This window comes from Lysinibacillus sp. NPDC093216 (assembly GCF_050280325.1).
GTDB lineage: Bacteria > Bacillota > Bacilli > Bacillales_A > Planococcaceae > Lysinibacillus.
The window spans coordinates 40,734-60,382 of sequence record NZ_JBNNVB010000031.1; the positions used below are offsets into that span (position 1 = coordinate 40,734).

The window sequence follows — 19,649 nt, forward strand, 5'->3', positions numbered from 1 at the left end:
GACAAATTAGAATTTGGAGGTTCAATATGAAAAGTGAAGATAAACAATATGCTTTAACTGTTATTACTAATATATTAAAAGTAATGCACAGTAAAGAATATGAAAACATTTTAAATTATGTGGATGGATCTGAAGTGGATGATATTGGTGAGTTATTCTATTATGTCCAAGAAACATTAAACTTAAATAGATTTGATTCATTTGATGAATTTGGCGCTCCATGTAATTTCCACCCAAAATACGAATATTCACAAATCAACTTCTATGAATTCAATGATAACAGTGGATTTGCTGTTGATTATGATTTAACTTCAAATTCAAAATTGGCAGATATGTGTTTACAAATGGAGTTTTTATATACGGATGATGGATTAAAAAGTGTTTTTATCACAGTTGACCCACAGTAAAACAAGATTCAGAAGCTCGACTTTTGGTTGAATTAGCGAATAAAATCAAGAATTAACAACTTATAAATCTAAATATGAAAAGGAGAACATATGGAAATATACAACATTAATTTGAATATTCATTATTCTGCCCCACAAGAAGTTTGGGATAAGTTGGAGTGTTTATATAGAGAAATGCCTAACTGGAACAACTTTGTAAACGGCTTTCCACAGTGGTATGGTTCAGATGGTAAATTGATAGAAGTAAGTATTGAATCAAGTGGATTACAATTCTATGCTAAATTACCATCAGAAGAATGGAATGAATGGATTGCATTATTTAAGAATAGAGCTACAAAATTATTGGGATATGAAATTGGCGAACCAGAAGACGGTTTTGAATTTCACTATTATGATTAACCCTTCAAATTCCAAGTTGTCCATAAGCTTAATTTGAAAATACATAAGACACTTCGGTGTCTTTTTTATATCATCGACAATTCTTCCAATCACACCTAATTGCTATTCAACTAACCTGCACCGTTAGTTGAATAAGAACAAGGTGAAACCTCTGTGGAATCCCATCTTATCTTGAAGTAAAGCACCCGTTCGCCATCCATGTAGCGCAAAAACCAGCGCTACACCACAGAAAATGAAAGATGATTAAATTCTTTCATGGGAGTTTAAAAAGAACTTTAGTTTCTAAATAAAGCGATATTTACGTGAAAATTGCGTGATGACCAAAATAATCGTTAACCCAACAACGAGATACCACATTATATGAAAAGGAACTATGAACATTAATACACCAAATAAAATAGCTGTTAAAGTGCTAACTGTAATTAATTGTATACTCGTAAATTTATCTTTAATAAAATAATATAAAGTGAGTGGTATCGCTAAAGTAAATATCGGAATATAAATTGTTATAATAGATATTTTAATAAGGGATATTGAAAGTACTGCTATTACGAAGCCTATTGACGTAGCAAGAGTTCTTCCTACAAATGCTTTACCTGAAAAATAGCCGTATAGCAGAATAAACATAATCGTTAAACTGGCACAAATTCCCGTTATTAAAACAAATGAATGGCCTATGACGAAAGCAGCCATTGAGAAACAAACTAAAGAAACGAATGGCAACAGCAATATTGAAGGATTTTGCACTTTTTCTATATTCATTACATTTGTAAAACCTACAAGACATAATAACGTAAACGGAATCGTCAAATATCCTAATTCAAAGTGATTACCTAGATTAATATCACTAACCTCAAGTTTGCCGACCATTATTATTACAAGTGATACACAAATTTGACCAATCATCCCCCAAATGCTTGATAATTTAAAAGCTTGCGTAAGCTTATCTGTAATTACAATTGAAACGATGCCAATTAATAAAGCTAAATATAACAAGTTTTACCTCCCGAAATAATTTATTAAAAATACTAAAAGTTAAATATTACTACCCAAATTATACAACATATGGAAAAATAACTAAATACAATAGTGATGCTTATTGAACTAAACTGCTTCGTTAGTTCAATAAAGAAAAAAAGAGCTGCATATGCAACTCAATGATCTTCAAGTAAAACCCCCGTTACTTTAAGTGCAAACTTTCACAATCATATTTAATAAAACAACAGTTGTTAAGCCAACTCTTGTTTACTTAAATTTCCAAAGCAGGTTTTAATGCTTCCCATTCTTCTCTTAAAATGCCCATACAAATAGAATCATAATAATTGTCTTCATAAAAGCGTACTTTTCTGATACGAGCTTCCATTTGCATACCTAACTTCTCTCCAACTCGAATCATTCTATCATTCCCTGACCAAGTAGTTAAACCTACTCTGACAAGTGGTAATGAATTAAATATATGATTAAGCCAAAGTTTTAGAGAACGAGTCCCTATTCCTTTATTCCAATTTTGACCTTCGTGTATAACAATACCTAATTCCAACCAGACACCTTGTTCATCTTCAAAATAATAAGAAACAATCCCACATACGACTTCATCTACTGTGATAACCCACATATTCTCTTTACCAACCCATGTTGGTGCAGTTTCCATGAATTTTCCAAACGTAATGGATTTATGCGGAAAGTAAGGTGCATCCCATTTCTTCCATTCTGGTGCATCTTCTTTATAAATTAACTCCCATAGTTTCGATAAGTCTTGTTCCTCAATTGGACGGATTATTAATTCGTTATCTTTGTACATACAATTCCTCTTTTCAATAATTTTTAAATTCATTGATTGAAAAGAAGATTCCCTCTACTTTTCAATCACCTTGTTGAAATTAATGTGTTTCATCTTTATCACACCTTTCCTTGTAATGTTATTATTGTATCATTTAACCAATTTCGATTAAATAAATTTTGTTAACCTGATCAAAATTCAATAAAAGAGAGCATTAATCTTTCTTGGTCAACGCCCTTGCTAGTTAGAAATATAGAAGCAAACTAAAAGAGCAAACGCAGATTCAAGGAAAGATATTATTGCACTCATTCTTGGATTTACTTTTAATTCAGAAATACCTATCACTAACCCCATTGACGCTACTCGCTATTCTGCGTTGGAGAGCATCAAGCAAATTCCTCCATTTATATTGCCTGCTGCTACGTTAGCACCAAATGTTTTATCAGTGCGAAAGCGAAGCGTCAGCACCAAAGCGCTCAATCGGTACGGAAATCAACCACTCGTTTTGCCGAAGATCCATACTTTATAATTTTTTCACCAACACGAAAAGAAGCCATCTTATCAACGAAGGCTTCTTTTTGTTATTAATTCATTAATTTTCTACGAAGTAATTTGTTGGCACCGTTTCGAGGGAGCTCGTCCGTAACAATAATTTCTTTTGGTATTTTATATTTAGCAAGCTTCTTTTGACAAAATGCTAGTATTTGCTCTGCCTGTACTTCTTCTTTTAATACAACAAAGGCGATTGGTACTTGCCCCCACGCATCATCATCGATTCCACATACTCCCGCTTCCTTAACAGCAGGGTGTGTAAGTAGTACATTTTCGATTTCAGCAGGATAAATATTTTCGCCACCTGAAATAATTAAATCAGCCCGACGATCAATGACAAATAAATAACCATCTTCATCTATATAACCAATATCCCCCGTATGGAGCCAACCATCAATCGTTGCATCTTTTTGAGCAAAACGACCAATGTACCCTGGTGTAACATGTGGGCCACGTATGCAAATTTCTCCTTCACCGTTGTCATTCGGCTCAGCAATGCGAATTTGATTAAAAAATAATGGTTTTCCCGCAGAACCAATTTTTTGCATCGCATCTTCATTTGCTAATGTTGCAGTTTGTGACGAGGTTTCAGTCATACCATACGTTTGAGCTACAGCTAAATTTAATGCATGCGCTCTCTTTAAATAATCTTCTGGCACTGGTCCACCACCTGCTAGCATCATTTTAAATTTCGGTGAGGCTTGTGCGTTTTTCTGTTCAAGGGTATGTAAAATCCTTTCCAATGTGACAGCGACTACCGACATATGTGTAACCTCGCCATCCATTATATTTTGGGAAATGACTTCTGCATCAAATTGATCATATAAATGCACTTTATTGCCGTACAATAGTGAGCGCACTAAAATAGAAAATCCACTAATATGAAAAAGTGGTACCGCACATAACCAAGTATCCTCTGCATGTAAACCAATATTTAAAACGGAGGCCGTTGCACTTGCCTGATGATTTCCGACAGTTTGACAAACGCCCTTTGGAAAACCAGTCGTACCAGATGTATACATAATCGATGTTGTTTGGTTTAAAGACCATTCTTTCGTAATATCAATAGCCGCTTCTGTACTTTTTTCTATAGTAGAAAATAAATAATAAGACGTATGTGATGGTAATTTTTCTATATCCTCATCGGCAATTAATATCGCCATAGCCTCTGAATCCTCTAGCTGATAGGCAATTTCATTCTGTGTTAGCCTACGATTTAGCATAACCATTTCGCATTGTAAATGCATACACGCGTACATCATAATGACAAGGGAAGGCTTACTCGGACCCATTATTGCAATACGGTCCCCTTGTTTTATATCCAGTGCTGTAAGTTGACGAGCACGTTTCAACGATAAATCATTTAATTCTTGAAACGTCCAAGTCTGCCCATTATATGTTAAACCGTTTCGTAAAGGTGTTAAATACGCTCGCTGTAAAATCCAATTTAAATACATCTCATTATTCCTCCAATCAGCCTTAATCTTACCGCTTTATCGCATCATCCGTCTATTCGGTGCTCTGACATAGGGTTTTTGCCGCTTTGGCGTGCGGTTCCACTGCAAAGCATGGTGTTCCGACGCTAATGCATGGGTTCCGACGCTAATGCATGGGTTCCGTCGCTTATGCATGGGTTCCGCTGCTAATGCACGGGGTTCCGCCGCTAACGCACCCTCTTCCGCTGCTAATGCATCCCGTTCCGCCGCTAACGCACCCTCTTCCGCCGCTAACGCACCCTCTTCCGCCACTAACGCACCCTCTTCCGCCGCTAATGCACTCTGTTCCGCCGCTAAATGCACTCTGTTCCGTCGCTAACGCACCCTCTTCCGCCGCTAACGCACGCCTTTCCGCCGCTAACGCACGCCTTTCCGCCGCTAACGCACCTTGTGCCGTCGCTCTAGCAAGTCTATCCGTCTCGGCCCTTTAGATATACAAAAAGCTCGTATCTCATTAAGATACGAGCCGTTTAAACGTTTCAGGTAATCAAGGGAATCTTGGGAATTGACCGAAATCTGGTTGACGTTTTTCTTTGAATGCGTCACGACCTTCTTTAGCTTCATCTGTTGTGTAGTAAAGAAGAGTAGCGTCGCCAGCCATTTGTTGAAGACCAGCTAAACCGTCTGTATCTGCATTCATTGCTGCTTTTAAGAAGCGTAGAGCAGTTGGAGACATTTGTAGCATTTCTTCACACCATTGTACAGTTTCATCTTCTAATTGCTCATAAGGAACAACTGTGTTAACTAATCCCATATCAAGTGCTTGTTGTGCATCGTATTGACGGCAAAGGAACCAAATTTCACGCGCCTTTTTATGACCGATAATACGTGCAAGGTAGCCTGAGCCATAACCAGCATCGAATGAACCAACTTTTGGTCCAGTTTGTCCAAAGCGAGCGTTATCAGCAGCAATTGTTAAGTCACAGACAACGTGTAATACGTGTCCTCCACCGATTGCATAACCTGCAACCATCGCTACTACAGGTTTTGGAATAACACGGATTAAACGTTGTAAATCAAGAACGTTTAGACGTGGGATCTCATCTTCACCAACGTAGCCGCCATGACCGCGTACTTTTTGGTCTCCACCTGAACAGAAGGCATGCTCACCTTCACCAGTTAAAATGATAGCTCCAACATTTTTATCATCACGTGCACGTGAAAAAGCATCGATCATTTCCATTACCGTTTTTGGTCGGAATGCGTTGCGCACTTCTGGACGGTTAATCGTAATTTTTGCGATACCGTTATAGAACTCATACTTAATGTCTTCATAAGTATGTAAACTTGTCCATTGACGTGTCATTGAATTGCCTCCTAATAATTAAATTCGTCTCGTTCAAAGTCGAGACGATAACGTAAAAATTATATTACGTTAAATACTCCTCTACTATTGTAGCAAACTCAGCGGGATTTTCCACATGAATTGCATGTCCAGCGTCATTTACTGTCGTATGTTTGGCATTTTTTAATAACGCTTTCATTTCTAGTGCAATTTTACAAAATTTATCATCTAGTGAGCCTGTCATTAAAAGCACAGGAAATTCAAGCTTCTCCAATGCCATCCAATTTGATGGTTGACTTCCTGTACCAATGCCTCGTAAACTACCTGCCAAGCCTTCTTCCTTCTGAGAAAGTCGTTCGAACCTAATCGCTTCTTGCACATTGTGTGATAAACACTTTTGAGATTCAAACAAAGGAATGTTTTCCCATGCATTGACAAATGATAACAATCCGTTACTAATTATTTTTTCAGCTAGAGCGTTATCTCTCTCACAACGTTCAGAACGCTCCTTAGAAGTTCGTAAGCCTGGAGAAGCACTTTCTAAAATGAGCTTGTCAATGCGTTCTGGGTAGGAGATTGCATACGATAATGCAATTCTACCTCCCATCGAATACCCAAGCAGCGTAAATTTCTTGAGCTGTAGCTGGACAAAAACTTCCTCTAAATCTTGGATTTGTTCTTGCATAGAGAAACGACTAATTTGTTGAGGTAAAACGGTTTGGCCATGCCCAATTAAATCGATGGCAATAACTCGTACACGAGGTAGAGCCTTCGCTAAATTTCGCCATGTAGCCGTACTACCTGTAAAACCATGCAATGCCACGAGCGTTTGCTCCGCTTCTTCATTCCAGATTTCTACGTATGTTTCAAGCCCTCGAATCATTAGCTTTGCCATGCTTTTAACCCTACGTTAATGCGATTCCATAGTGCTCGATGCGCATACACATTTTCCTCTCGATTCGTGAAAATTTCAATTAAGCGCATTGGTCGTTTTTTCATCGTAGTGAACTTTACTGATAGCTCTGAAATATCATCTACTCGTATATAATCCATATCGTACATATTGGCAATATCATGGAATTTAAGGGCAGTTGGCGTACCAAATAAATCTTCATAATGTGCCTCAACTGTAGATTGTGGTAAATAAGAGAAAATACCGCCGCCATCATTATTCATAACGATCATTGTCAAATTGCATTCCTGGTATCTTGAAGCAATGAGACCGTTGACATCATGTAAAAAGGCTAAATCGCCAATAAGCAAGTAGGTTTCACGGTTATTTCCTTGACTAAAGCCCATTGCAGTTGATACGACACCATCAATACCATTCGTTCCACGATTCGCAACAATTCGAATATCCTTCTGTGTCGCCATTAAAAACGTATCAATATCACGCACTGGCATACTGCTACTAACAAAAATATCACTGCCATTAGGAATCATTTTTAGTAATCGACTTACCATTGCTCCCTCATCAATCGCACCGTCAGCATAATGTTCAATATACTCAAGTGCAATATCATTAGCATCTTGCCACTCAGCTAAATACTCTGTCTCAAGTGCTGTTTCAGAGATTTCTAATTGCGTGAGCCACTCACCAATACTTGCATGAACAAAATGAGTAGACACACCTGTAGAATCACGGAACATCGGATCTTCATCGACAACAATATACGCATTAGGCTGAGATTTAGTAATAAATTGCATGATAAATTTAGAAACAGGCTGTGCTCCTAAACGTAGCACCGTATCTGGTTCAACTAATGCTTTAAAATCTTCACTTTTCATAATGGCATCATACGTCGTGATCATATAAGGCAGACAATCTTCTGGTACAGATGACCGCATATTAGATAAACTCTCGACAATGACCGGCCATTTTAATTGGCGAATAAACTCCCACATAGTTGTTAAATCTGTACCGAGTGCTAGCTCACCAATAATAATAAAGCCTCTTTTGCTTGCACGTAAAATCTCCGATAGCTCTTGTTGAGTCTCCTTTGAAGGTACTAACTGACCCATACTGCTATGCTTAAATGTCACTTCTGGAAGTTCCTCTCGAAAATCAATCAACAACGGTTCTCTGAACGGTACATTAATATGCACTGGTCCAAATGGTGCGCTCATCGCCACCGCTACCGCACGTGCAATATGACGCTCAATAAACGGCAATGTTGGTGCAGCACCATCTGCCAAAGGGAAATCCACGCTCCATTTGACATTTGTACCATATAAATTCGGCTGATGAATAGCCTGTGGTGCACCCACCTCTCGCAATTCATGTGGACGATCAGCTGTAATGACGATTAACGGTACACGAGCATAGCTTGCTTCAACAATGGCAGGAAAATAGTTTGCCGCAGCTGTTCCCGATGTACATAAAAGAACAACAGGTTTTGCTGTAGCCTTTGCAATTCCTAGCGCAAAAAAGGCAGCCGATCGTTCATCAACTTGACGATACATTTGGAGCTGTTTCGTTGAAGCAAATGCATAAGCTAAAGGTGTCGAACGTGAACCAGGGCTGACAACAACGTTCTCAACACCAGCTTGCACTAGTGATGCTACCATTTTATAAACATAATCCGTTAAAATTTTCCGTTCACTCATGTAATTGTCCTCCTAGCGCACGAAGCATTGGACGGAATTTCACTAATGTTTCCTCATATTCAGATTGTGGCTCTGAATCTGCTACAATACCGCCACCAGCATATAAATAAGCTTTGTCCTTAAGTAAAGCAGCCGAACGAATGGCCACTGCAAATTCCCCATTGCCATCAGCATCTACCCAACCAATTGGAGCAGCGTAAAGCCCACGATTCATAGGCTCATACTTACGTATAGCTGCCATTGCCTCTTTCCTTGGCACACCGCCTAAAGCTGGCGTTGGATGTAAAGATTTTGTCAGTTGTAATATTGTTGCTTCATTATTTAACTGACCTTCAACAGGTGTATATAAATGTTGTATATCTCTAATTTTTAGTAAGCGTGGGCCATCCGGTATTGTCATCTCTACACAATTTTTACGGAATGTTTCCGCAATCATATCGACAACATATTGATGTTCGCCACCATTTTTCGAATCATTTAATAAGCTTTGTCCATAGGCTTCATCTTCCTCTGCTGTCTTACCACGTTTAATAGAACCTGCAACACAAGATGAAAAGGCTCGGCCCTCTTCTACTTTTACAAGACGTTCAGGGGACGCACCAAAGAACAATAATTCTTGACGTTCTAAACCAAATAAATAGCTTTCTGGCTGCTCATGAATAATTTGTGAGAGTACCTGTGGTGAAGAAACTTGTTCTTTAAATTGCAATGCTAGTGAGCGTGCAATAACGACTTTATCTGCCTTCTTCTGCTTAATCAATGCAGTTACTTGGTCAATCGAAGCTAAATACGGCTCCTTATATGGCTCAAAGTAACTTGTGATTTCAGGCTTTGCATACGTTTTCACTTCTTTTACTTGAGCAGCATGAATTAAATGATCTCGCTCTTTACGTAGCGCTTCGAGTTGGGACTCTGCCTGCTCATTTTTTGAAATAAGGTGAATACTTACAAACGCTTTGTCATCTCGGATAACAAGCTGGTATGTTGCGAGTGCAAAATAAGCCTCTGGAAAGTCTGTCCACTCCCCAGTTACTTCATTTTGTGGATCGAATGTAAATCCACCAAACAAAATTGGTTGTAGCTCGCTTTGTCCCTTCACACAGTTTTTCGTTAAATTTTTCCACTCTGCTTCTACTGCATCGAAGCGATTATTTTTGGCGTTATTTTGAATCGTATAGGCATGTCCTAGCCCTACTAATGTCATTGTTTTTTCTCTATTTTGCCAATAAAATCGTTCACCTTTATAATGCTCCTCGCCCGCTGCATAAAATGCGAGCGCCGATAAGCGACTAACTTCAATTGTTTCCATATAAAAATGAAGGCTTTGGCCCAAAGAGTCCACTTCTACCTCTGTGGCTTGGTACCACTTCTGTTGCATGAAAATTACCTCCGTTGTTGCAATGTACATAATGAATGACACACGGTATATTTTGTACTCGTTCTACACTTTCAGTCATAAATACTGCTTTGGCTTTTCTTTAGCACAATTGACCAAAACTTTGCATCATGAAATGAACGTTTGTACTTTTACCACATCATATTTTTCTGTTAAAATAGGGGTCATTTTTTATTTGCTAGCCTATTCTTCGTACTGTTGCTATTATCTTAATTATTGTTTTCAGTTCATAAATGCATGTTCTATTGTATCATTTTTTTTAACTTCTTTCAGCAGAAGACTCCCTCCTCTATAGGTGGTGAAATGAATGCGGATTTAAGCTACTTTTCAGCGGGTGTCCAAACAGCCGCTGAAAGAAGTTAAAAGCCTCCGGCGGATGTCACGTAATCGGAAAGGAGTTCAATATAGGATGTTAGCCGTTATCGCATCCATGCGATAACGGCTAACTGACCTGCATCACGCAGGCCTAAGCACAAAGCCGATTCCGGACGCAATTATGCCAAGGCATAATTGATCTGAACTGTATATAATAAGCTGTGAACCTATCCATTTTCTCATTCTTCGTATAAAATAAGAATAGTCTACAACATTTGAAGGAGAGAAAGACCTTATGACCAAAGTCATTGAAGCTGATAGGGGTATTAAAGTTTGGTGGCATTTAACACGTCCTCACACTTTAACCGCTTCATTCGTTCCAGTATTTTTAGGAACAGCTATTGCTTTAGCAATTGAAAAACAAACAATTGATTTTGGACTATTTTTTGCTATGCTCATTGCAAGTATGCTTATACAAGCAGCAACAAATATGTTCAATGAATATTACGATTACAAACTAGGATTAGACAATGAAAATTCTGTCGGCATCGGCGGAACGATTGTGCGTCACGGTGTTCAACCAAAAACAATTATGATGATTGCCTTAAGCTTCTATGCAATCGCTATGTTGCTTGGCATTTACATATGTGCCTCAACTTCTTGGTGGCTTGCTGCTGTCGGGCTTGTTTGTATGCTTATTGGTTTTTTATACACTGGCGGACCTTATCCAATAGCCTATTCACCATTTGGAGAAATTGTATCTGGCGCTGTTATGGGAATGGGGATTGTCTTAATCGCCTTTTATATTCAAACGCTTACTGTGACATTAGACGCTGTTTTGCTTTCAGTACCAAGTATGATTTTAGTTGGAGCTATCATGCTGTCCAACAATATCCGTGATATCGTAGGAGATACAGAGGGTGGTCGACGAACGCTTGCTATTTTAGTAGGTCGAGATAATGCCATTTCTGTGCTATCTGGCTTTTTTATCGTTTCGTATTTATGGGTAATCGCTCTTGTAGCCATTGATGGTATTACTTTTTGGGCTCTAATCATTTTCTTAAGCGTTCCAAAGCCACTTCGTGCGACTCAAATTTTCCGCGATAAAAAAGAAGCGAAAGAAGTTATGCCTGCGATGAAATTTACAGCGCAAACAAATACATTCTTCGGCTTCCTCTTAGGAATCGGTTTATTAATTCAATATTTCTTTTATTAAAAATGTAGCAGCCTTAACGGGCTGCTACATTTTTTACATAGCATCTAAAATTCTCACTTGCAATACCACGAATTTCTTCGGTTGAAAAATGTTCACGTAACGCCTCTAACAAATTTTGTGCCTCTCCTGCGTGTGCTAATCCTTTTACAGTAGCATCTATTCCATCGAAATCTGAACCTAGTCCAAGGTGCTCTACCCCTACTATATTCGCTAGATGCTTCACATGCGCTACTAAATCCTCCATCGTAGTATTGTCATGGATAAAAGGCGGATAGTAAACGACATGAATATGCCCTCCATGCTCGATAAGTGCTTTTGCCTGAGCGTCCGTTAAATTTCTTGGATGATCGCAAAGTGCACGTGCATTACTATGGCTCGCAATGATATGCTTCGCTAGTGGTAAGACATCCCAGAAACTCTGTTCATTTAAATGCGAGACATCGATAATAATATCTCGCTTATTTAGCAAGTCTATAACCTCTTTACCAAATGGTTTTAAACCAAGGTTTGCATCCTGTTCAGCACCGTGGGCCACAGCATTTTCCTCATTCCACGTTAAGCCAACTAACTTCACACCTGCATCTAATATTGCAGCAAGCTTTGCTAAATCTTCGCCGATTGGACCACAGCCCTCTAAGCTTAAAATTGCACCAATTTCATGCGGAGCTAAAGTATCTAATTGCGACCAATCCGTAATATGCACCATGCCCTCAGTTTGTAATACATGTGTATGGAAGGCTTCAATTTGCCGCACTGCCTCTAAAAATCGCATGCTTTGCGGAATTTTAGGATTAATAAAAATAGCAAATACTTGTGCCTTAACCTGCCCTAATTGTAATCTCTGTCGATTGGCTTGCAAACGTACATCATCTTCAAATTTTGCCGCTTCTAAAGTTGTTAATTTCGATAGAGCATCGCAATGTAAATCAATTATGTCCATATCCTCACCCCATACAGCTATTATAATACCTGTGAGTGAAAATGCTTACTAACTTTTATCTTGAGGAGTGTCAGAAGAGCCGAATTCCTCAAGTTCTATGAAATCATCCGATCTTGGCGTAGAAGACAACACATCTTCCTCTACTGGTCTTAAATTTTCTTCTTTGTGCTCAGCATGTTCAACACATGTCAATGCTTTCGGCATAGCTTCTAAGCGACCTATAGGAATCTCTTCACCACATACAGCGCATTTACCATACGTACCATCCTCCATCGCTTGTAGTGCAGCCTTTATTTCCTCAGCATCATCACCCCTGTGCTCATCAATCGCCATTTCCGTTAGCTGATCCGTTAAGTCACTCGCATTGTCAGCTGGATGATTATCATAATTAGACAGCTCTGTAGCTTGTGGACGCTCTGATTCCTCAAGTTGCTGTTCTATTTCCTGTAGTTCCTGCTCTAATTGCTTTCTTAATTTTTCCATTACTTGTGGGTTCAAAAAAATCTCCTCCTCATGCCTTCATTTTTTCCTAAATTAATATTTCTAAAACACTAAAGCATAAAGAGGAGTTATTTATTTTGTTTAATTAAAAATCGTCACTTCCTGCGACAACAGCTAACTAACCTGCATCATGCAGACCTAAGCACAATTCAAAATCCTGCCGCATTGTTTTCTGTAGCGAAAGCACAGCGACAGCTACAAAATGTTTTCTGTAGCGAAAGCAAAGTGTCAGCTACAATTACGCCAAGGTGAAACTGATGATGGCATCATGTAAAAATTGTGCTGCTCCTTTAGAAACGCGCTCATCGTAATATGCAGAAAAGCGTTCATCCGCTATATACATCTGAGCTATACCTGCATGTGCCTCTTTAGAATATTGTGACCATGTAAAACTAAGCCAGCGCTTATGAAGCTCTGCAACCTCCATTGCCACATCATTGTTTGTATCGCCGATTTCCATCGCTTCTTTTAAACGATTAAATAATTGCTGTTCTAGCTGTTGCATTGCTTCATACTGTTCCTCTGTCATATTCATTACCTTTGCATTCGATGTATCAACCGTTTTGTCACCATATTTTGCACGAATTTCTTGACCATATTGCTTTTCATTTTCCGCGATTAGCTTCTCTTTTAGTCCATTAAATTTTTCTTCATTTGCCATTGGTTGTTCCTCCTCAATAGATTGAATGGTTTTTTCTACTGTTTGTAATATCTTTTCCAGCTGCTCCTTGCGTTTCAGTAAAGCAGTACGATGGGTTTTCAGTGCCTCTGTATGTTGAAAATCAGGCGCTTGAATAATTTCCTTAATTGTTGCTAGCTTCATATCTAATGCTCTATAAAATAAAATTTGCTGGAGCATATCAACTTCAAACTGTTCGTAAAATCGATAGCCCGCCTCATTCGTTCTTGCAGGCTTTAGTAATCCAATTTCATCATAATAACGCAGTGTTCTTGTGCTAACCCCAGATAATTGAGCAAGCTCTTGAATTGTATATTCCACATTTTTCACCTCCACTAATGCTACTGTAAATGTTTACGCAACGTTAAGGTCAAGAAAAAAATCAAGAAAAATTGGCTCATTACCATAACGTCGGGTTGATTTCCGTTCCGACTAGGCGCGTCGTAAATGAAAAAAGCAAACTAGAACATTTTATTATCACTAGTTTGCTACTTTCATTAAATTTCGGAATACTTACCATGCCACACAATATTTCTGTAGTTTTCTACATCTGTGTCACCTTCAGTGTTAATAAACAATACCCGAGAATCTTCATCTAATTGTAATGTTTCCTTCAGTTCTGTATATTGCTTATTCGTCATCAACTCATAAAAACATCCAACCGGGGCAGCTCCCGATTCTCCAGCAATAATTCGTGCATCTGTCGCTAGCGGATTCCCTAGAATGCGCATACCTGTTGCAGCAACTTCCTCATCACAGCAAATACTTACTTTCGTATAAGTCTTTAACAGGCCCCAAGCAAGCGGATTCGGCTCACCACAAGCAAGACCTGCCATAATTGTTTGCATCTCTCCACCAATCGTTACAAACTGTTCATCTCCTGCTTTAAAGCTTTCATAATAGCAATTCGCTACAAAAGGCTCCACTAAGACAAATGTAATCTTTTGCTCATAATATTGTTGTAAGAAAGCTACAACTGCCCCTGCAAAAGATCCAACCCCAGCTTGTAAAAATACATGGGTAGGTGCTTTTTCCAACTGCTCAACGGCTTCTTTTATTAGTGTTGTATAGCCTTGCATAATCCATAACGGAATTTCCTCATAGCCTTCCCACATCGTATCTTGAATAACGATCCATCCATTTTCTATTGCTAGTTGTGACGTATAACGAACGGTATCATCATAATTCATTGTCTTTATTTCAGCATATGCACCTTCATTTTTAATATTTTGGAGACGTTCCTCTGCACTACCAGCTGGCATGTAAATACGGGCTTTCAAACCTAGTTCTCTAGCAGCCCATGCCACTCCACGACCATGATTGCCATCTGTCGTTGAAATAAACGTTAAATCCCCAAGCTGCTCCTTTACTTCAGGTGATTTAAGTTGCTCAAACGATAGCTCATCAATATTTCTATCTAACTTTTTGGCAACGTACTGCCCAATTGCATACACGCCACCTAATACTTTAAATGCATTTAAGCCAAATCGATAAGATTCATCTTTTACAACAATTTTTTGTACCCCAACGAATGATGCAAAAGCATTTAAACAACGCAATGGCGTGCTTTCAAACTTCTCATATGTACGCTGAAATTTACCAACACGATTTACTTGTTCCGATGAAAAATGACGTAGAAAAGGTTCTACTTGTTCTACATTCTTCTGTAACAAATATTGTTGGTTGTTAGTCCACAATAATTTCCTCATTCATATCCCCCTAGTGCTTGTTCTATTTTCATCTTAGCTTATAGATTCGCAAAACAAAACCATATTACATACTTTATTAAAAAAAGAAAAATTTGAATCCTTTTGATAAGGTTTATCGTATATCTACTAATATATTCAACAGGAGGGATATAATGGGTAATGTTTATAAGATAGCGATAATTGGGGGAACAGGGAAAGTAGGAAGGCATATAGCAACTCAAGCAATACAAAAAGGATATCATGTTCGGATGCTTGTTAGAAATCCTGAAAAGTTACAGTATAAAAATGATGCTATTGAAATAGTAAAAGGGCAGGTACAGGATATAGAAAACATCCGAGAACTTCTTAAAGATTGTCAAGTTGTTATTAATACATTTGGTCAACCAACTAAAGAGGAACCTATATATAGCGAAGTTACAAATAATATTTTTAATGTGATGAAAGAATTAAACATTAGTCGTTATATAGGTGTTTCAGGTGGTTCTCTAACGATTAAAGAGGACAAAAAAAGCATGATGAATCGTTTAGGAGCAAAGATATTTGAAGTATTCCTTTCAAAAATGATGCAAGATAAAAAATTAGAATGGAAATTTTTATCAAATAATAAACAGATCAAATGGACACTAATTAGATTACCGTTTGTAAAAGATAGTTTAACATCCAATCAGATAAAGGAAAACCTGACGGATATGCCTGGTACAAAAATTACGAATCAAGATATAGCCACTTTTATCATTGATCATATTGATAATACAAAATACGTACATAAAGCACCGTTTATCTCCCATTAGATATAAGAAAATAGCATGCTGAGTATATATCCAGCATGCTATTCTTTATAGTTAAAGACAAATATTATTTCATAGGAAATTCTTGCTTAATCCCTTTTTATTTATCTTTGTACTGTAATTGTTTGGGAAGTGAAATCTAATTTATTCCCATTAAAATCCATAATTTCATTACGCGGTGAAGTTTGAATCGTAACACTTCTGCCGTTTTCAAATAAATAGCCATTCTGAGGTATTGTAATTAATACTCTATCATTACCTTGTGAATAGGTAGTTGCTGCTACCGAAGAACCATTCACTGTAATATTAAAATCCAAATTATTAACGTTTGTTACTGGTTCACTGAAAACAAGCTCTAATGTTTGTGAATTGCTGACATTAACATTCACAACCTTTGGTGCAATATTTTCTTTAAGGTTAATGGATGTTCGCACCTCGTCAAATGATTCCATAGAGTTTGCTGCTCTTAAGCCTTTAATCGTAAAGTTTCGTGCGCCATTAAAATAATTTGAATCCTTTTTTAATGTGAGCTTAATACGATTTAAATTGGATCCTTCTACAACAGCACTTTCTATCTGAGCATTATCAATACTATAATTTTGAACATTTTGAGCAAGTGCAGGATCAACAGGATAATTGAAATTTAAATAAACAATATTATTATCTTTAATAGAATAATCTGTTGCAGATGTTTGAATTGCATTGTATTGTGATAAAGCTAATTTATTGCCATTTATATTTAAATCACCATTACGTGTAAATTTAACATTTTGCACTTCAGTGGCTGGCACACCGTATAAATTGGTAACATTAAATAAATTTAATTTGCCATCGTAAAGAGCTCCTTTTGTATCATACATGCCTAGCAGTCCTGCCATTTTAACACGTAATTTCGTAGGTTGATCTTTTACGGTCTGAATATCACTTTGGGGTCCTCTTGATACCTCATATAAAATGTAATTATTCGTGAATTTCCCAGTAAATGACGCTTTTGCGTTAACGCCTAACTGTACTGGCTTATCGAAAGTTAATTGTAAATATTCTACACTATCCTCGTAAACAATTTCAGAATTCGTTAGGGCCGGCGCTTTATCATCTCTTATAAAGTTATACGCTGTTGAGAATGTTGCCGTTTCACCTGATAAGTCAGTAATTACTCGACCAGAAGCTGTACCGATCGTTGTAATTCCTTGAAGCGAGCTTTTTGAATCTACCGTAACATTAAATAAACGACCATTTTTAGGATCTTTCTCTACTGAATTCACAGAAATTGAAGTCTGACCGCTTTTGACTGAAAGATCATATGGATAAAGTGGTTGAATCTCCTCTGAGAACAATAGCTGGAACGTATTCGGTCCAGTTTGTGTAACAGAAGAAAACGTCGGTGGAACACCATCCTTATCTCCCTTTTTCACTGTTACAGTAGAAGGGTTTGGTGAAATTATGTTCCCTGCCATATCTGTTGCCGCTACGAATGTAATTTGAACAGCTGTACCAGGGTCTAAATACTTACCATTCATGGTTGCAGCTGATAAGTCAAATGTCGCTTCAGTTGAGTTTTGCTCAATGCTTCCAACTACATTCGATACCTTTGTACCATTTGCTAATGTAAATTGAATGCGTTCATTTGGAAATGCTGCCATTGGCTTAGAAAACTGCACTTTAACGATTGAAGAATTTTTTCCTTGCGTTGTTCCTAAAATCGTAGGCGCTTGTGTATCTCCAGCAATAACAAAATTCGCATCTGCATTTTGAAGCACTGTGCCCTTTTCAGATTTAATGTTGCTGAACACATAACGATGTGTACCTTTTAATGGTTCATTCATTGTAAAAGTGATTGATTTTTTATCAGCGCTGATTTCTGTTTTTACAACTGATAGAGCTCTTAAAGTATCCACATTAGAGAAAGCTACAACATTATCCTGTAATTTCCCATCTGCTTTTAACACAGAAAGTGGGTCAATTGCTTGGTTGAAGACAACTTTAATCTGAGAAGCATTAATTCCCTCAATTGATTGTACATTTAACTCATTCACTTCATATGTAACAACAGCGGAATATGGTTTGTCATTAATTTTGAAATCTACCTTCGTTTCCACATTTTCAGTAAGTGGAGTCGCTAATGTTACCTTATGGCTTGTCCCATCTGTTAATGTTACCTGTAGTGTTTTTGCATCTATAACTTTAACTGTTTGGATGGCCACTTCAGGACCCCTTACCATTTCACCGATATTCGTCATTGAACGATGTAAAAACGATGAAAATTGACCACGTGTTAGTGTGTTTTTCGGATTAAATGTCTTTACATTTGTAATTTTGGCATATTCTAATGCGATGATGGCCTCATGATTTTCTGGTGAAGCTACTTTTAAATCTGTAATAGAAGATTTAAAGTTTTCTTTTTTATACATCGCAATTAAATCGATATCGTAAACTTTCTCAATTGCACGTACTAAAATAGAAGCCATTTGTTCGCGAGAGATATACTCGGAAGGTAATAACTTGTTGTTAGTCCCTTTGAAAATACCAGTATCATTTATAAGCGCTGCATATTGTAGTAATTCTTGATCTTTTGAAGATGTAGGCATGTCTGTAAAACGTACTTTTTTATTGTAGTCTGCTGGCACTTGGAAGTGTTCTAATTCAAGCCATTTTCCTAAAAATTTTGTTACATTACCTTTCGTAAGGACCCCAGTTGGCTTAAACGTACCATCTGGATATCCAGCTACAATTTTTGCATCTGCTAGTGCCAAAATGGCCTCTTTATGGTCATTTTTTGCAATATCTGTAAAGTTAGCCGCATTTGCAGTAGGAACAACAGCTGCAGCAATCAAAGCAGCAGACGCTGCACTCATAATCCATTTACTCTGTTTTTTTTTCATAATTATTACCTCCTATTAATTCTATTCATTCCCATTATAAAAGAAAGATAGATATATTCCAAAGGATATACCAATATTACGGCTATTTTCCATGGATTATTTGTCCAATTAATAGTGGTCACAAAGCAAATACTAATTATATTTAATTTTTTCTATATGCATTGCATAGTTTTAATGTTTTATTTTGAGAGAGACGCGGATCTTAAGGTTGATTTTTAGTGGCTTTTTAGATAGTTTATAGCCAAGGCTAAATGAAGGTTATATACGATTGTCTCTAAGCGTGATAAGAGGAAGAATTTGATCGTATGAATTAGCAAACTCGATGGAACGGGCTATTCTAACTGTACAGCGGTTCGGCGGAAAGGAATTTTCGATGTTTGATAAAGTACCATAAAAAAAATGCAGTAGATGTAAATTACATCTACTGCATTTCAGTATGACCCGTACGGGATTCGAACCCGTGTTACCGCCGTGAAAGGGCGGTGTCTTAACCACTTGACCAACGGGCCAATGGCGGAGAAGGAGGGATTTGAACCCTCGCGCCGGTTACCCGACCTACACCCTTAGCAGGGGCGCCTCTTCAGCCTCTTGAGTACTTCCCCCAAAAAAAATGGCTCCGAAGGCAGGACTCGAACCTGCGACAACCTGATTAACAGTCAGGTGCTACTACCAACTGAGCTACTTCGGAAAAATGGTG

At 37.8% G+C, this 19,649-nt stretch carries 17 protein-coding genes and 3 tRNA genes; 4 read left to right on the forward strand and 16 right to left on the reverse strand.

Annotation, left to right across the window (positions count from 1 at the left end; all coding sequences use genetic code 11):
• The first annotated feature begins 26 nt into the window (after window positions 1-26).
• The gene (locus ACQKOG_RS23370) at window positions 27-407 is read left to right on the forward strand and encodes a DUF7668 domain-containing protein (RefSeq protein WP_427448361.1); all 381 of its coding nucleotides are present in this window, start codon (window positions 27-29) and stop codon (window positions 405-407) included.
• Between the two features lie 90 nt (window positions 408-497).
• Window positions 498-806: a hypothetical protein gene (locus tag ACQKOG_RS23375; protein ID WP_370082007.1), complete on the forward strand. Its 309-nt coding sequence runs from the start codon at window positions 498-500 to the stop codon at window positions 804-806.
• 282 nt (window positions 807-1,088) lie between these two features.
• Here ACQKOG_RS23375 and ACQKOG_RS23380 read toward each other — a convergent pair whose 3' ends face one another.
• The 8 genes from ACQKOG_RS23380 to ACQKOG_RS23415 form a co-directional block, all read right to left on the reverse strand.
• Complete coding sequence (locus ACQKOG_RS23380; RefSeq protein WP_427448362.1) at window positions 1,089-1,802, reverse strand: UDP-N-acetylmuramyl pentapeptide phosphotransferase; 714 nt, start codon at window positions 1,800-1,802, stop codon at window positions 1,089-1,091.
• A 253-nt stretch (window positions 1,803-2,055) separates the two neighbouring features.
• Window positions 2,056-2,607: a GNAT family N-acetyltransferase gene (locus tag ACQKOG_RS23385; RefSeq protein ID WP_427448363.1), complete on the reverse strand. Its 552-nt coding sequence runs from the start codon at window positions 2,605-2,607 to the stop codon at window positions 2,056-2,058.
• A gap of 219 nt (window positions 2,608-2,826) precedes the next feature.
• Entirely contained in the window at window positions 2,827-2,940 is a 114-nt protein-coding gene (locus tag ACQKOG_RS23390) for a DUF3953 domain-containing protein (RefSeq protein WP_402868287.1), read from the reverse strand.
• Between the two features lie 230 nt (window positions 2,941-3,170).
• Entirely contained in the window at window positions 3,171-4,595 is a 1,425-nt protein-coding gene (locus tag ACQKOG_RS23395) for an o-succinylbenzoate--CoA ligase (protein WP_427448364.1), read from the reverse strand.
• Between the two features lie 526 nt (window positions 4,596-5,121).
• Window positions 5,122-5,940 carry a 1,4-dihydroxy-2-naphthoyl-CoA synthase gene (gene menB, locus ACQKOG_RS23400; RefSeq protein WP_049667407.1) on the reverse strand — a complete coding sequence of 273 codons (819 nt, stop codon included), beginning with the start codon at window positions 5,938-5,940 and terminating at the stop codon, window positions 5,122-5,124.
• A 64-nt stretch (window positions 5,941-6,004) separates the two neighbouring features.
• A complete protein-coding gene (menH, locus tag ACQKOG_RS23405; RefSeq protein WP_427448365.1) occupies window positions 6,005-6,814 on the reverse strand; it encodes a 2-succinyl-6-hydroxy-2,4-cyclohexadiene-1-carboxylate synthase in 810 nt (269 codons plus the stop codon).
• A complete protein-coding gene (gene menD, locus ACQKOG_RS23410; RefSeq protein ID WP_415732771.1) occupies window positions 6,802-8,526 on the reverse strand; it encodes a 2-succinyl-5-enolpyruvyl-6-hydroxy-3-cyclohexene-1-carboxylic-acid synthase in 1,725 nt (574 codons plus the stop codon). Before menD ends, menH begins: the two co-directional genes overlap by 13 nt.
• On the reverse strand, window positions 8,519-9,904 hold the full coding sequence (locus tag ACQKOG_RS23415) for an isochorismate synthase (RefSeq protein WP_370082021.1): 1,386 nt from the start codon (window positions 9,902-9,904) through the stop codon (window positions 8,519-8,521). The genes menD and ACQKOG_RS23415 overlap by 8 nt, the downstream gene beginning before the upstream one ends.
• Before the next feature lie 628 nt (window positions 9,905-10,532).
• Here ACQKOG_RS23415 and ACQKOG_RS23420 point away from each other — a divergent pair.
• Window positions 10,533-11,453, forward strand: coding sequence for a 1,4-dihydroxy-2-naphthoate polyprenyltransferase (locus tag ACQKOG_RS23420; RefSeq protein WP_370082023.1), 921 nt, complete (start codon window positions 10,533-10,535; stop codon window positions 11,451-11,453).
• Window positions 11,454-11,466: 13 nt separating this feature from the next.
• Here ACQKOG_RS23420 and ACQKOG_RS23425 read toward each other — a convergent pair whose 3' ends face one another.
• The 4 genes from ACQKOG_RS23425 to dpaL form a co-directional block, all read right to left on the reverse strand.
• Window positions 11,467-12,393 carry a dipeptidase gene (locus tag ACQKOG_RS23425; protein ID WP_427448366.1) on the reverse strand — a complete coding sequence of 309 codons (927 nt, stop codon included), beginning with the start codon at window positions 12,391-12,393 and terminating at the stop codon, window positions 11,467-11,469.
• A gap of 48 nt (window positions 12,394-12,441) precedes the next feature.
• Window positions 12,442-12,891, reverse strand: a complete 450-nt coding sequence (locus ACQKOG_RS23430) for a TraR/DksA C4-type zinc finger protein (protein WP_427448367.1) — start codon at window positions 12,889-12,891, stop codon at window positions 12,442-12,444.
• 241 nt (window positions 12,892-13,132) lie between these two features.
• Window positions 13,133-13,894 (reverse strand): MerR family transcriptional regulator, encoded by a 762-nt coding sequence (locus ACQKOG_RS23435; protein ID WP_402868278.1) that lies wholly within the window; start codon window positions 13,892-13,894, stop codon window positions 13,133-13,135.
• Window positions 13,895-14,070: 176 nt separating this feature from the next.
• Window positions 14,071-15,282 (reverse strand): diaminopropionate ammonia-lyase, encoded by a 1,212-nt coding sequence (gene dpaL, locus ACQKOG_RS23440; RefSeq protein ID WP_427448368.1) that lies wholly within the window; start codon window positions 15,280-15,282, stop codon window positions 14,071-14,073.
• A 152-nt stretch (window positions 15,283-15,434) separates the two neighbouring features.
• Here dpaL and ACQKOG_RS23445 point away from each other — a divergent pair, with 152 nt between their 5' ends.
• Window positions 15,435-16,073: an NAD(P)H-binding protein gene (locus ACQKOG_RS23445; protein ID WP_370082033.1), complete on the forward strand. Its 639-nt coding sequence runs from the start codon at window positions 15,435-15,437 to the stop codon at window positions 16,071-16,073.
• A gap of 101 nt (window positions 16,074-16,174) precedes the next feature.
• Here ACQKOG_RS23445 and ACQKOG_RS23450 read toward each other — a convergent pair whose 3' ends face one another.
• From ACQKOG_RS23450 to ACQKOG_RS23465, 4 genes are all read right to left on the reverse strand, one after another.
• Window positions 16,175-18,952 carry an S-layer homology domain-containing protein gene (locus ACQKOG_RS23450; protein WP_402868273.1) on the reverse strand — a complete coding sequence of 926 codons (2,778 nt, stop codon included), beginning with the start codon at window positions 18,950-18,952 and terminating at the stop codon, window positions 16,175-16,177.
• A 437-nt stretch (window positions 18,953-19,389) separates the two neighbouring features.
• Window positions 19,390-19,461, reverse strand: a tRNA-Glu gene (locus tag ACQKOG_RS23455).
• 2 nt (window positions 19,462-19,463) lie between these two features.
• Window positions 19,464-19,554: transfer RNA gene (locus tag ACQKOG_RS23460), tRNA-Ser, on the reverse strand.
• Between the two features lie 9 nt (window positions 19,555-19,563).
• Window positions 19,564-19,640, reverse strand: a tRNA-Asn gene (locus tag ACQKOG_RS23465).
• Window positions 19,641-19,649: the final 9 nt, after the last annotated feature.